Annotated in this window: 11 protein-coding genes; 8 read left to right on the top strand and 3 right to left on the bottom strand. The window is 60.0% G+C overall.

Annotated elements, in window-relative coordinates:
- The first annotated feature begins 66 nt into the window (after nucleotides 1-66).
- The 7 genes from GPK42_RS01895 (at nucleotide 67) to GPK42_RS01865 (ending at nucleotide 9,498) form a co-directional block, all read left to right on the top strand.
- Nucleotides 67-876, top strand: a complete 810-nt coding sequence (locus tag GPK42_RS01895) for an alpha/beta hydrolase (RefSeq protein WP_215693139.1) — start codon at nucleotides 67-69, stop codon at nucleotides 874-876.
- Nucleotides 873-3,038, top strand: a complete 2,166-nt coding sequence (locus GPK42_RS01890; protein ID WP_215693137.1) for a pectinesterase family protein — start codon at nucleotides 873-875, stop codon at nucleotides 3,036-3,038. Before GPK42_RS01895 ends, GPK42_RS01890 begins: the two co-directional genes overlap by 4 nt.
- A 69-nt stretch (nucleotides 3,039-3,107) precedes the next feature.
- On the top strand, nucleotides 3,108-3,776 hold the full coding sequence (locus GPK42_RS01885; RefSeq protein ID WP_252200021.1) for an SGNH/GDSL hydrolase family protein: 669 nt from the start codon (nucleotides 3,108-3,110) through the stop codon (nucleotides 3,774-3,776).
- 107 nt (nucleotides 3,777-3,883) lie between these two features.
- Nucleotides 3,884-5,122: a glycoside hydrolase family 88/105 protein gene (locus tag GPK42_RS01880; protein WP_138114068.1), complete on the top strand. Its 1,239-nt coding sequence runs from the start codon at nucleotides 3,884-3,886 to the stop codon at nucleotides 5,120-5,122.
- 1 nt (nucleotide 5,123) lies between these two features.
- Entirely contained in the window at nucleotides 5,124-6,029 is a 906-nt protein-coding gene (locus tag GPK42_RS01875; protein WP_215693132.1) for a sugar phosphate isomerase/epimerase family protein, read from the top strand.
- A 103-nt stretch (nucleotides 6,030-6,132) separates the two neighbouring features.
- Nucleotides 6,133-7,350 carry an FAD-dependent oxidoreductase gene (locus GPK42_RS01870; RefSeq protein ID WP_338404311.1) on the top strand — a complete coding sequence of 406 codons (1,218 nt, stop codon included), beginning with the start codon at nucleotides 6,133-6,135 and terminating at the stop codon, nucleotides 7,348-7,350.
- 198 nt (nucleotides 7,351-7,548) lie between these two features.
- The gene (locus tag GPK42_RS01865) at nucleotides 7,549-9,498 is read left to right on the top strand and encodes an NAD(P)/FAD-dependent oxidoreductase (protein WP_215693130.1); all 1,950 of its coding nucleotides are present in this window, start codon (nucleotides 7,549-7,551) and stop codon (nucleotides 9,496-9,498) included.
- Nucleotides 9,499-9,616: 118 nt separating this feature from the next.
- Here GPK42_RS01865 and GPK42_RS01860 read toward each other — a convergent pair whose 3' ends face one another.
- From GPK42_RS01860 to GPK42_RS01850, 3 genes are all read right to left on the bottom strand, one after another.
- Nucleotides 9,617-10,258 carry an RpiB/LacA/LacB family sugar-phosphate isomerase gene (locus GPK42_RS01860; RefSeq protein WP_055285999.1) on the bottom strand — a complete coding sequence of 214 codons (642 nt, stop codon included), beginning with the start codon at nucleotides 10,256-10,258 and terminating at the stop codon, nucleotides 9,617-9,619.
- 140 nt (nucleotides 10,259-10,398) lie between these two features.
- Nucleotides 10,399-11,208, bottom strand: a complete 810-nt coding sequence (locus tag GPK42_RS01855) for a gluconate 5-dehydrogenase (protein ID WP_215693128.1) — start codon at nucleotides 11,206-11,208, stop codon at nucleotides 10,399-10,401.
- 160 nt (nucleotides 11,209-11,368) lie between these two features.
- Complete coding sequence (locus GPK42_RS01850) at nucleotides 11,369-12,061, bottom strand: FadR/GntR family transcriptional regulator (RefSeq protein ID WP_055286002.1); 693 nt, start codon at nucleotides 12,059-12,061, stop codon at nucleotides 11,369-11,371.
- A 234-nt stretch (nucleotides 12,062-12,295) separates the two neighbouring features.
- Between GPK42_RS01850 and GPK42_RS01845 the strand changes: the two genes are divergently transcribed.
- Nucleotides 12,296-13,657 (top strand): GntP family permease, encoded by a 1,362-nt coding sequence (locus GPK42_RS01845; protein WP_252200019.1) that lies wholly within the window; start codon nucleotides 12,296-12,298, stop codon nucleotides 13,655-13,657.
- The last annotated feature ends 67 nt before the right edge of the window (nucleotides 13,658-13,724 follow it).

Below are 13,724 nucleotides of genomic sequence, written 5' to 3'. Positions count from 1 at the left end.
GGCAATGCAGCCCTTGTGCGATACGGCCGTGTGCGCTGCGCTACGCATCATGGTGAAAGGGAATACATGCTCAATAAAACGATTCCTGTCGGGGTCGATGGCTCGTCTGCCACGATTACGTCTTATGTTTTTGCCCCGACCGAAGATGCTTATGCTCTAAAACCGCTGCCTGCAGTTGTGGTCGTGCCAAGAGGCGGCTACGATCACGTTTCGCCGCGCGAAGGCGAGCCGGTAGCGCTCCGTTTGTTGGCGATGGGCTACCAGGCGTTTGTGCTGAACTACTCGGTTGCTCCGGTTGTCTATCCGCTGGCATTGCAAGAACTCGCGCGGGCGGTCGATACCGTCCGAAGCCATGCGGCAGAGTACTGTGTCGATCCTGATCGGATTACGGTCATGGGTTTTTCGGCCGGTGGGCATCTGGTTGGCTTGCTCGGGGCGCTTTGGGACCAACCTTGGCTTGCAGAGTCGATTGCGGCATCGCCTGAGTCGATTCGGCCTGACACACTTTGCTTGGGCTACCCGGTCGTAAGCTCGGGGGCCTATGCTCATCGTGGTTCATTTGAACACCTAACGGGTGCCGATGGCGCTTTGGCTCAAAAGTTGTCGATCGAGAATATGGTGGGCGAGGGCTTCCCCCGTACGTTCTTGTGGCATACCGCCGAGGATGCATCGGTACCAGTTCAAAATAGCCTCCTTCTTGCGCAGGCTCTTGCCGACCACGGGATTGGCTTTAGCCTACATGTCTTTCCGCATGGAAAGCATGGGGCATCGCTCGCCACGGCCCTAACGGCATTTAAGGGCTGCGCCGAGCATATTCAGCCACAAGTTCAGGGCTGGCCTGAACAGTTCGTTGCATGGGAGCGTGATGGACGATGAGCGAAAGTATCTATACGCTGCGCGTTTCGAGGGCTGCGGCAGGAGGGTATCCAACGATTTCCGATGCCTTGGCGGCAGCCGATCAGCTCTATCCGGATGCCGAGCAACCGGTGATGATTCGCGTCGATCCGGGCGAGTATCGCGAGCGGGTCGAGATTCATCGCTCGCATGTGACGATTGAGGGAGAGACGGCCGACAGCGTGCGTATCGTGGGCAGCCTGGGTGCCAAGATGCCTTCGGAGGACGGCTCGGGCGTGGACGGCACGCTCGGCACGTTTAGGACCTATACCGTTTTGGTCGATGCCGACGACGTACGGCTCGAGAACCTCACAATCGTCAACGATGCGGGCGATGGGCGCGAGGTCGGTCAGGCGATTGCCCTGTATGCCGATGGCGACCGTCTGGTTGTCGATGCCTGCTGCATTAAGGGGCACCAGGACACACTGTTTTTGGGTCCGCTGCCGCCGCATGAGGCCAAACCGGGCGGATTCATTGGGCCCAAGCAGTTTGCGCCGCGTCGGGTGGGGCGCCAGTATTTTCGACGTTGCCGGATCGAGGGCGATGTCGACTTTATCTTTGGCGGCGCGCGTGCCTACTTTGAGGGGTGCGAGATTCGCTCGCTCAACCGCGATATGGATGTCAACGGGTATGTAACGGCAGCCTCCACGCCTAAAGGCGAGCCGTACGGATTTGTGTTCCACGGTTGTTCGTTTACTGCACCGGATGGCGTGGCGCCGGATTCGGTCTACCTGGGTCGTCCTTGGCGTGAATGGGCGCAAACTGTGCTGATCGATTGCTGGCTGGGGCGACATATCAAGCGCGAAGGCTGGTGGGATTGGAATAAGCCGGCGGCACACAACTGCGTGCAGTATGCTGGCGCGATTCTGCATGGGCCGGCGGGTGATACTACCGGCTGGGTGCCGTGGGCGAATGAACTCGATGTGATGGCTGTCGCCCGGTACGCTCGCGAGCAGGTGCTTGCCGGTGTGGATGGCTGGGATCCCGAGGGCGGCGACGGTGATGCGGTTGAGACGGCTGAACTGTCTGCCAACGGCCGCACCGTGCACATCGAGACGTACTGCGAAGACGAACCTGCGCTGCGTGCCCGGCTGAAGCGCGAGGGGCGTTCGGCTGCTTTTACGGGCAAGACTCCTGCAGATTTTGAGGCATGGAAGATTGCGACCAGGACTCGTCTGTACGATGTTTTGGGCCTTTCGCTTATGGACCGCGTCCCGATTGAGATTCGTGAGCTCAGCCGCGTGCGGGTTGCCGGCGGCATCGTGCGCACTCATGCGATGTTGCAGGTCGAGCGCGATGTTTGGATGCCGTTCTACCTGTTGGAACCGTCTCATCCTAAGCTTGATGAGCGGGGACTCAAACGCTGTTATATCTGCCCGCATGGCCATCAGGGAGCGGGTGCAGCAAGCGTAGCCGGTGTTGCGGGCGTGCCGGCTGTCGATGATGCCGTGCGTAAGTTCAATTACGACTACGGTCTGCGTTTGGCACGCATGAGTTACGTAACCGTCTGTCCTGATGCGCGCGGTTGGGGATACCGTCGTGACTGGAAGGGCCAAGGCGATGACGAGAACAGCTACCTGCGCGGTACGTGTCTGAATCAAGCACGTATGGCCGAGCCGCTGGGTCTTACGGTTGCGGGCCTCAACGTTTGGGACAACATGCGCTTGATCGATTACTTGGAGGCGCGCGGCGACATTGCCATGGATGACCTGGGTTGCTTTGGTTTTTCGGGTGGCGGCTACATGACGTTGTACCTGGCCGCACTCGACCCGCGTGTGCGCAAGGCGTTTGTCTCGGGCTATCTGTACGGTGTCGATGATTCGCTGCTGCATCTCAATGGCAATTGCAGCTGCAACTACACGCCCGGACTTTGGCGCTTACTCGACATGGGCGATATTGCCTCGCTCATCGCGCCGCATCCGCTGCTGGTGCAAAGCTGCGAAGAGGATCATCTGAACGGTTCGCGCGGGCTGAAAAATGTTGACGAGCAGCTCGAGATCGTGCGCGATGCCTACAAGTTGCTGGGTCGCAGAGATGGCCTGCGGCACGAGGTGTGTCCGGGTGAACACCATCTGGGCGTGGCACATCTTGCCGAGGATATCGAATGGCTCGATTCGCACGTTGCGGAATGCGCCCGTTCATAGCCCCTCGGCATGCTGCGAATAAACGGTACGTTCCTGTATGACCGCCGATGGGCGGATGAGGAGAAGATTATGGAAACGAAGAGCTTGAGTGAATCGACCATTTGCTGCTTTGGCGATTCGACCACATGGGGCGATAACGGATGCGGCGCAGGCGGTAACGACATCTCCTGGACTTCGCATCTGGGCGCGTTGCTGGGAGGCGCGGTCGTCGAGAACTTTGGCATCAAGGGTTCGCGCATCGCCATCAAGGCCGACCGTACCGATTCGTTTGTCGAGCGCCTGGACGGTATCGACGATGCGGCCGATATCTACATCGTCTTTGGCGGCGTCAACGACTTTAGCCGCAACGTGCCGCTTGGAGAGCTGGGCAGCACGGACGTGCATGAGTTCTACGGTGCACTCGACTACCTGATTCGCACCATAACGGCGCGCTCGCCTCGGGCAAAGCTCGTGTTTATGACGCCGTGCAAGACGAGCGGCAAGCACGAGAAGGATATCCCGGCAAGCGACGAGGCGAACCATTTGGGGTTGACGCAGGTCGCCTACGTGCGAGCGATGCTCGAGGTCTGTGACCGCTACTCCGTGCCGGTGATTGACCTGTATGCGCAAAGCGGTATCAGCCCGTTTTTGCCGGAGCACCGCGAGCTCTATATGCCGGACGGTCTGCACTACAGCCCTGCCGGCTATGAGCGCCTGGCGCATCGCATCGCCGCGGGCCTCACCGCCGTTTGCCGCTAAAAGTCTGCCGTTCGCGAGGAATATAGGGTTAACGTTCACCCTATATTCCTCGTTCGCGTTACACTAGGGGTAACGTTCACCTATCGTTTATGTCAGAGGGGACAGCAATGGGTTGCAATCAAATCCTGGACCGTTATATCGAGCAGTTGATCGAAACCTCTACGCCGCAGGCGCCGGCTTGGAATATCGAAAAGATTCGCGCCGGCAAGGAGAACACCTGGAACTATATTGACGGCTGCATGATCAAGGCGCTCATCGAACTGTATGAGATCACGGGTGAGCAGCGCTACCTGACTTTCGCCGACGACTACATCGATTTTTTTGTCCAGGACGACGGTACCATCAAGCATTACAACCCGCAGGAGTACAACCTCGATAACGTCAATGCGGGCAAGACCCTCTACAAGCTCTATGACCTGGTGGGCAAGCCCAAGTACCGTGCCGCCATGGACACCATCTACCGCCAGCTCGAGACCCAGCCGCGCACCAAAGAAGGCGTGTTTTGGCACAAGGCCGTCTATCCCAACCAGATCTGGCTCGATGGCATGTACATGGCCCAGCCGTTCTACATGCAGTACGAGCTGAGTTTCCACAACCGTCGTGCCTGCTCGGACAGCTTCCATATGTTCCAGGTCGTGCATGACCTGATGCGCAACCCCCTCAACGGTCTGTACTATCACGCTTACGACGCGAGCCGCAAACAGTTCTGGTGCGACCCGGTCACCGGCCTTTCGGCTAACTTCTGGCTGCGCGCCGAGGGCTGGTTTGCCATGGCGCTCATCGACACCTGGGAGCTTATGCCGCCTTCGATGTCAGCCGAGAAGGACGAGATTCGCAAGATGTTCCACGACCTGATCGACGCCATGCTGCCGTATCAGGACGAGAAGACCGGCATGTGGCATCAGGTCATCAACCTGCCCAATATCGCCCCCAACTACCTGGAGGAGTCTGGTAGCGCGATTTTTGCCAATGCCATCATGAAGGGCGTGCGTCTGGGCGTGCTGGGCGAGCGTTACTATCAGTACGGCCGTCGCGCCTTCGATGGCATCTGCGAAACCTGCCTGTCCGAGTGTGACGGGCAGCTGGCGCTCGACAACATCTGCCTGGTTGCGGGCTTGGGAAACACCGCGCACCGCGAGGGCACGTTTGATTACTACATGAGCGAGCCCGTGGTCAAAAATGATGCAAAGGGTGTGGCGCCGCTGGTGCTTGCCTATATCGAGACCATGCATCACGACAAGCTGGCCGGTAAGCGCGATCCGCTCGCCCCCTCGGGCGTGTGCTCCATCGAGGACCCGTTTGGCGGATACACCCCGGGCATCAACGCTCATAAGGGATGTGAATAACGTGGGGGCTATTACTCCGGGCGTACGTTTGCATGACCTTCCGCAGGGGACCGTCGAGGAACGCATTCGCATGGCGGGAGAGCTGGGCTTTTCGTGCATTCAGCTGCCGAGCAAGGTGCTCTACGCATCGATGGGGATCGATCGAGGCGGCCTGACCCGCGAGCTTGCCGACCATTTGCGTGCGGTGCTCGACGAGGCGGGCGTTTCGGTCGCCGTGCTCGGCTGTTATAAGAATCTGGCGACGCCCGATCGCCAACAGCTCATGGATAACTTTGCCGAGTACGAGGCATGCTTGAACTTTGCCCAGATGCTCGGCGGATGCCCGGTTGGCACCGAGACCGGTCGCCCCAATGCGCAGAACCGCGTTGCTGACGACCGCACGACTGATGAGGCACTCGAGGCTTTTATGGACGGACTCGCACGCGTCTGCGAGCGCGCCGAGGCCGTGGGCGGGCAAATACTGATCGAGCCTGGCTGGAACGAGACGGTCAACACGCCGGATCGCTGCCGCGAGGTGCTGGAGCGCGTCTCGAGCCCGTCGCTCGGCGTGATCTACGACCCGGTATCGCTGCTGCACCCTAGTGCTGTTGACGAAGCACGGGAAATCACAGCGCGCATACTCTACTTATGCGGCAGCAAGATCCGCGTGCTGCACGCCAAGGATTATGAGGTCGTCGACAACGAGGATGAAGCCGGTTGGTGCGACGGTACGGGTTCGCGCCTGGTGTGCCATGGCGTGGGCGAGACGGGACGATACGACTTTGAGCCCGTGGTGGCCTGGGCGGCTGCCGCCTGCCCTGGGATTCCCTGCGTGGTCGAGAACAGTGTGCCGGCGACGGGGGCTGACTGCCTGGCGACACTCGAGCACATGTCCGCTCGCTGCGGGGCTTCGCATCGCGAGTTATAGCATTGGCTTTTGCCGTGTCGGCAGATTGAGATTACCTGTATGGGGGCGGCGGTGAAGGGTCTTTATCGTCGCCCCATTGGATTGCATTAAAAAGGGGAGTTGCGTGGCTATCCACATTGTCGAAGAGGCGAATCGTTGCCTGGGTTGTAAAAGGGCGTTCTGTCAGATTGAGGGCTGTCCAGTTCAGACGCCTATTCCGCAGGCCATCGACCTGTTCAAGCAGCGTCGTCTAGAAGAGGCGGGCGAGCTGCTGTTCCAGAACAATCCCATGAGCGCGGTCTGCTCCATGGTGTACAACCATTCGGGCCAGTGCGAGGGTGCTTGCATCCAGGGCCGCAAGGGCACACCCGTGCATTTCTCGAGCATCGAGAACTATATCTCGACAGCGTATTTGGATCGTAAGGAGTGGACGCCCGCGCCGTCGTGCGGCAAACAGGTTGCTGTGGTCGGTTCCGGTCCCGCCGGTATTACCGTGGCCATTAAGATGGCCCAGCTGGGCTGTGCCGTCACGGTATTTGAACAGCGCCCCGAGATCGGCGGTGTGCTGGAATACGGTATTCCCGAGTTCCGCCTGCCCCGTGCGCTCGTGCAAAAGTACCGTCACGTGATGTGCTCGCTCGGCGTGCGCGTGCGCCCCTCGACCACCATCGGTGGCGCGCTGCATATCGACGACCTGCTGCGCGACGGCTACGATGCGGTTTTTGTTGGCACCGGTACCTGGCGAGCTCGCAAACTGGGTATTCCCGGCGAGTCGCGCGGCAACGTGCTGTTTGGTATCGATTACCTGGTCGATCCTTCGAGCGTGGCGATCGGACAGAATGTGGCGGTCATCGGTGCCGGTAACGTGGCCATGGATGTGGCCCGCACGGCGCTGCGCTCGGGTGCTCGTAAGGTCACCGTGTATGCTCGATCGCGCCATATCTCGGCCATCGATGACGAGGTGGAGCTGACCGAGCTTGACGGTGCCGAGATTGTGTGCGGCAAGGCGATCTATGCCATCGACGATAACGGTCCGGTCTTCGAGACGGCTATCTTCGACGAGGACAACAATGTGGTGGGCTACGAGGAAGAGCTTGACCATGTGTCTGCCGACACAGTTGTGATTGCGGCTTCGCAGGTGCCCAAGGACAAGCTTGTGCTTACGACGGGTGGCTTGGAGACCGACCATCGCGGCCTTCTTTCGGTCGATGAGCGCGGCATGACCACCGTACCTGGCGTCTTTGCCGCCGGCGACGTGGTTAACGGCCCGCTCACCGTGGTTCATGCCGTGGCAGGTGCTAAGCTCGCCGTCGAAGGCATGACCAGCTACCTGGGCCTCTAACACATCCCATCCATCAGTTGCGGTGAAATACGGACTGTTTTGGCTGTCAAAAGCCTCGATTGCTCCGTATCTCACCGCAACTTTTTTGTGGGTCGATACGTAGGCAGGGGAGTGCGTGCGGTCGGGTGTTGTGCAGTTGCTGGTACGATAGATACGTCAGCAACTGCCGCCGAGCGGCTCAAACGAAAGGAACCCTGTATGGAGTCTTCCGCCTATCCGATGCTCTTTAGCCCGATCAAGGTCGGTACGACCGAGGTCAAGAACCGCGTCTTTATGCCGCCGGTGTCCACCAACCTGGCCGATCATGGCTACGTGACCGACGACTTGGTTGATCATTACCGTGCCCGCGCCAAGGGCGGCGTGGGCCTGATCATCACCGAGGTCGTGACGGTCGAGCCCACCTATACCTATCTGCCGGGCGACATGTGCTGCTACGACGACACGTTTATCCCTGGCTGGGAAAAGCTCGCCGCGGCCGTCCACGAGTACGGCTGCAAGATCATGCCGCAGCTCTTCCACCCCGCCTACATGGCCTTTAACATTCCGGGCACGCCTCGCCTGATCGCTCCGTCCTTTGTGGGCCCGTCCTATGCCCGCGAGGCGCCGCGTCCTATCACGGTCGATGAGATTCACGAGCTCACGCATCAGTTTGGCGACGCTGCCGTGCGTATGCAGAAGGCTGGCGTCGATGGCGTCGAAGTCCATGCGGCGCACGCCCACGGTATGCTCGGCGGCTTTTTGACTCCGCTCTACAACAAGCGCACCGACGAGTACGGCGGCTCGCTCGACGCCCGAATGCGCTTTTTGCTCGAGGTCATCGCCGAGATTCGCGAGCGCTGCGGCAAGGACTTTATCATCGACGTCCGTATCTCGGGCGACGAGTACACCGATGGCGGTCTGACCCTCAACGACATGATCTACGTCTCGCGTCGCCTGGAGAAGGCCGGCGTCGACATGATTCATGTCTCGGGCGGCACCACCATCAAGCGCGGTTCCGCGATTCCTGCCGCCGGTACCCAGCAGGCCTCGCACGCTGCCTGCTCGCGCGAGATCAAAAAGCACGTCAACATTCCTGTCGCCACCGTCGGCCGCATCAACGAGGCCTGGATCGCCGAGGAGCTGATCGAGGACGGCGCTGCCGACATCTGCATGATGGGCCGCGCCAACCTGTGCGATGCCGAGTTCTGCAATAAGGCCGCTGCCGGCAACGCCGACGACATCCGCCCCTGCATCGGCTGCCTGCGCTGCCTGAACGGCATTATGTTTGGCAAGCGCATCTCCTGCACCGTCAATCCCGATGTTGAGCGCGACGAGGCCGGCTACGAGCCTGCCGCCGAGGCTAAGAACGTGCTGGTTGTGGGCGCTGGTCCTGCGGGCATGGAGGCAGCCTACATTGCTGCCAAGCGCGGCCACAACGTAGTGCTCGTGGATAAGCAGGACGAGCCGGGTGGCGAGATGCGCATCGCGGCCGTTCCGCCGGCAAAGCAGGAACTCACCCGCGTGATCAAGTATCAGTACCGTCGCCTGGCCGAGGTCGGCGTGAAGTGCGTATTTGGCACCGAGCTTACTGCCGAGGACATTCAGCGTGACTACGCCGGCTACGAGGTCGTCCTGGCCTATGGCGCCGAGCCCATCGCCCCGGCCTTCATGCAGGGATTTAAGCAGGTCATGACGGCTGACGACCTGTTGGGCGGCAAGGCTTTCCCGGGCAAGAAGATTGTCATCGTGGGCGGCGGCACCGTCGGTTGCGAGACGGCTGACTACCTGGCCCCGTTGGTCAACGATCTGTCGCCGGCCAATCGCGACGTCACCGTCATCGAGATGACCAAGACGCTCGCCGCCAACGAGGGCGGCGCCGGTCGCGCGGTGCTCATCACGCGCATGCTCTCCAAGGGCGTCCACGTGCTGACCGAGGCCAAGGTGACCGAGATCACCGAGGACACCATCAGCTACGAAAAGGACGGCGAGGTCCACACCATCACCGGTGCCGATACGCTGGTGCTGGCGATGGGCTACCGTCCCAATACCAAGTTGGCCGACGACCTTGCCGCTGCCGGCGTTGCCACCCACGTGCTGGGCGATGCCAACAAGTGTGGCAACATCCGCGATGCCATCGGCGATGGCTATAAGGTTGCCTGCGAGCTCTAGTTAATCCCTTGGTGCATGGGGCCTGTCCCCGCGGCGTCAGTCGGTAGATAGTAAAAAGCGGCGGTCGTCCCGTACGTGGGACGACCGCCGCTTGCGTTAGCTGCAATGAGTTGTGCGATTAGAGGCCTAGGATCTCCTTGACCTTGGCGATGATGGCCTCGTCGGTTGCGTTGGCAAAGAAGTACTCCTGGAAGTGCTCGCCGGCAAGTGCGCCCTTCACCAGGTCCTGGTCGAGCTCGTCCAGGATGTCGACGAGCGGACGCATGGTCACAGCGCGGACGCCGTCGAGGATCTTCTTGTTGCGCTGCTCGGGCTCAACACGCTCGGCAGGATAGCCGTTGCCCGAACCAAAGCCAAAGAGCTTCTCGAAGGTGTACTCGAGATTGAGCTCCTGGCCCCAGCCGTTCTTGAGGGCGAAGGGCATGGCGACGGCGTTGCCATCGTTGACCTGGGCAAAGGTGTAGGCGTCGAGCGGGTCGGCAACGTGGCCGCACAGCACGCCGGGGAAGGAGTTGCAGGCGAGCATGGCGCCCTCGCCGGTGCCGCAGCCGGTCACGACGTAGTCGGCAGCGCCGGAGTTGAGCAGCACGGCGGCCAGGATGCCGTTCTGCACATAGGTGAGGGGCTTGGAGTCGGCGTCGGCATACATGCCATAGTTAAAGACGGTGTGGCCCATGGGCTCGACAACCTTCTTAAGGGCAGCCTCGATCATAGGGTTCTTGGAGTTCTGAGAGTTTTCGTTGATCAGAGCGATTTTCATTGCGAATTACCTTCCTATTTCTAACTTGCGGTGGAATACGGACTGTTTTGCCTGATAGAAGCCAAAACCAATCCTTATCTCACCGCAACTCAAATGAAAAACGAGTGGATGAAACCTGATGTGGGCAGTTGCGGTGACGCTTATTGAGGCTGCTTTCCAATGTATGCGAGGATGCCGCCGTCGACGTAGAGGATGTGGCCGTTGACGAAGTTCGACGCGTCGGAAGCCAGGAACACGGCGGGGCCCTTCAGGTCCTCGGGCGTGCCCCAACGGGCGGCCGGCGTCTTGGCAATGATGAACTGGTCAAACGGGTGACGGCTGCCGTCGGGCTGCGTCTCGCGCAGCGGCGCGGTCTGCGGCGTGGCGATGTAGCCGGGCCCAATGCCGTTGCACTGGATGTTGGCCTCGCCAAACTCGGAGCAGATGTTCTTGGTGAGCATCTTCAGGCCGCCCTTGGCCGCGGCATAGCCGGCGATGGTCTCGCGGCCCAGCTCACTCATCATCGAGCAGATGTTGATGATCTTGCCGTGGCCCTTGGCGATCATGCCGGGCAGGCAGGCCTTGGACACGATAAACGGTGCGTTGAGGTCAATATCGACGACGCGGCGGAAGTCCTCGGCGCTCATGTCGAGCATCGGGGTACGCTGGATGACGCCGGCGTTGTTGACCAGGATGTCGGGTGTGGTGCCAAAGTCGGCCTCGATCTTGGCGATGAGCTCGGCAACGACGGCCTCGTCGGTGACGTCGGCAACATAGCCGTGAGCGTCAAAACCCAGCTCACGGTAGTGCTTCTCGGCCTCGGCTACTTTGTCGGCGTGACGGGCGTTAAAGGCGATTTTGGCGCCGGCCTCTCCGAGCGCCTCGGCAATGGCCATGCCAATGCCGTAGGTGGCGCCGGTCACGAGCGCGACCTTGCCATCCAGGCGGAAGCTGTCCATAAGATCAGACATAGCGATCCTTTCAAAAGAAACGTTCATCTATAAAAGTCATGCTTCTCATACAAGGTCAGTATAGGTGAAGCGGCGTAATAGCCACCCCTTATTTCCTAAAATCAGGTGAACGTTCACTTTTAAAAGGCGAACGGCAGTCTTGTCCTTGCCGCACGGACGTTTATTCGCCCTGTTCCTGCGTGCCCTCTGCGATCATGTTGCGGTTATACACCAGGTGCAGATACATCGCGTCGTGCGCGGCGGTGGGATTGCGCGAGGCGATGGCGTCGGCCACATCGCGGTGCGTGCGGATAGTTTCCTCGACGAGCTTTTTGCCGGTCACGTCGATAAAGAGGGGGACGGATGCCTTGAGCACGCCCATCAGGCGGGGAACGACGAGGTTTCCGGAGCTCTCGGCAATGGCATTGTGGAACGCGGTGTCGGCGGCGGAGTAATCCTCACCGGCCTCGGCCAGGCGCTCGGATTCGTCGCAGAGCTCTTTGATACAGACGACCTGGTCGTTGGTTGCGTGCTCGGCTGCCATGCGTGCCATCTGCGGCTCGACCATAAAGCGCACCTCGAGTAGGTCCCGCGCCAGACGCTGCTTGTCGTCGATAAAGGTAAAGCCCAGCGGGTCGTCGGCAACGCCGGGGTTTGACGCCACATAGGTGCCCGAACCCTGCTTAATGCGCACGATATTGCGCGACTGCAGCAACTTCATGGCCTCGCGCACGGTGCTCCTGCCGGCGCCCAAGCGCTCGACCAGCACGGTTTCCTTAGGCAGGCGATCGCCTTGCTCAAGGTGTTCATCCAGAATCAATTGAATGATTTTCTCCGATATTTGCTCGGGGAGTCCCGATTCGGCGCGGGCCATAGCTATACCTTTCATTACAAAATTCATCTGAGCTATTTTAGCGCACCACGGATGTGATATTGGCCGCTGGATTTGAGTCGGGCGGCTTAGATATACCGTTCGCAGCGCAAATACGACCGTTTACCAAATACATCAGATGTATTTCGAACAAATTTCAAAATGAAACATCAGACCTTTCCAAAACACGCTATAGTCATCAGACGAATTCAAAAGGTCTGATGAATTGGAGGAAAGATGTCAGACCCAACGTTTATGGCTGACCCCACCAGGTTGGTCATCGCCGCCATCGTGGGCATCGCGCTGCTGCTTGCGCTCATCATCAAGTTCAAGCTGCACCCCGTGCTGTCGATGATGGTCTCGGCGCTCGTGATCGGTATCGGAGCCGGCATGCCGCTCGACATGGTGGCAGACACCGTCACCAAGGGCGTGGGCACCACGCTGCAAAACATCGCCCTGCTCATTGGCCTGGGATCGATGTTTGGCCAGATTTTGGAGGAGAGCGGCGGCGCCAAGAAGATCGCCCAGACCTTCATTAACACCTTTGGCCAGGGCCACTCCAGCTGGGCGCTGGGCATCACCGGTCTGGTCATCGGCACCACGGTGTTCTTTGAGGCCGGCGTGGTCGTTTTGATTCCGCTTGCGTTTAGCGTGGCATCGCAGACCAAAAAGTCGACGCTCTACTACGGCATCGCGCTGCTCGCGGGACTTGCCGCTGGCTATGCGTTTGTGCCGCCATCGGCCGGGTCGGTTTTGGTCGCCGGCACGCTCAGTGTCGACCTGGGCACCATGATTCTCGTCGGTATCCCCACTGCCTTCATCGCCATGGCGATTGCCGGCGTCATCTGGGGCCGCAATGTGGGCGGTCGCATCTTTACCGATGTTCCGGAACACTTTACCTCTGCCGAGGGCGCGAGCGACGAAAAGGAGCTTCCCTCCTTTGGCATGGTGCTTGCCATCGTGCTCACGCCGCTTTGTCTGATTTTGCTGGGCACGTTGTCCTCTTATATCCCCATGCCCGCCGAGCTCGCCTCGATTTTTGCCTTCCTGGGTAAGCCGTTCGTCGCTTTGACGCTCGCCACGCTCGTCGCGATGTATCTGCTGGGCGCGCGCCGCGGCTACTCCGGCGCCGAGCTCAAGGCCTTGCTCGACCGCTCTCTTAAGCCCGTCGGCATGATCTTGCTGGTTATCGCTTGCGGCGGCGTCATTCGCTGGATGCTGCAGGACTGCGGCTTGGGCCAGGTTATTGGGCCCATGCTCGAGGCTTCACCGCTGCCCTTGGTGGTCGTTGCCTTTTTGATCGCCGTCATGGTGCGTGCCTCTGTCGGCAGCTCCATCGTCGCTATGACCATGGCATCGGGCATTATGGCCGCCATGCCCGCGGTTGCCGGAGCCTCAGTGCTCATGCGTGCCGCTATCTGTCTTGTCATCTGCGGCGGTGCCACGGCCCTCTCGCACGTCAACGATGCCGGTTTTTGGATGTGCTCCTCGTTCCTGGAGATTGACGAGAAGACCACCCTCAAGTCCTGGACCATTATGGAGACGCTCATCGGCCTTTCGGGTCTTGCCTGCGCCCTGGTGATTTCGTTCTTCGCCTAGTTCGCGTAGCTAAGCATCTTTTGCCGAGGGCATCGCTCGGTACCCATTTACACCTGATTCATTAACC

The sequence above is a fragment of the Collinsella aerofaciens genome (genome assembly GCF_018785265.1).
Taxonomy (GTDB): Bacteria; Actinomycetota; Coriobacteriia; order Coriobacteriales; family Coriobacteriaceae; genus Collinsella; species Collinsella aerofaciens_AI.
This window is presented reverse-complemented; position numbering and strand designations above follow the sequence as displayed.

Bases quoted from the DNA above. Each gene is read 5' to 3' on its own strand.
- GPK42_RS01885 (WP_252200021.1), top strand. From the start codon at position 3,108: ATGGAAACGAAGAGCTTGAGTGAATCGACCATTTGCTGCTTTGGCGAT.
- GPK42_RS01850 (WP_055286002.1), bottom strand. From the start codon at position 12,061: ATGGCCCGCGCCGAATCGGGACTCCCCGAGCAAATATCGGAGAAAATC.
- GPK42_RS01880 (WP_138114068.1), top strand. From the start codon at position 3,884: ATGGGTTGCAATCAAATCCTGGACCGTTATATCGAGCAGTTGATCGAA.
- GPK42_RS01895 (WP_215693139.1), top strand. From the start codon at position 67: ATGCTCAATAAAACGATTCCTGTCGGGGTCGATGGCTCGTCTGCCACG.
- GPK42_RS01890 (WP_215693137.1), top strand. From the start codon at position 873: ATGAGCGAAAGTATCTATACGCTGCGCGTTTCGAGGGCTGCGGCAGGA.
- GPK42_RS01860 (WP_055285999.1), bottom strand. From the start codon at position 10,258: ATGAAAATCGCTCTGATCAACGAAAACTCTCAGAACTCCAAGAACCCT.
- GPK42_RS01845 (WP_252200019.1), top strand. From the start codon at position 12,296: ATGTCAGACCCAACGTTTATGGCTGACCCCACCAGGTTGGTCATCGCC.
- GPK42_RS01855 (WP_215693128.1), bottom strand. From the start codon at position 11,208: ATGTCTGATCTTATGGACAGCTTCCGCCTGGATGGCAAGGTCGCGCTC.
- GPK42_RS01865 (WP_215693130.1), top strand. From the start codon at position 7,549: ATGGAGTCTTCCGCCTATCCGATGCTCTTTAGCCCGATCAAGGTCGGT.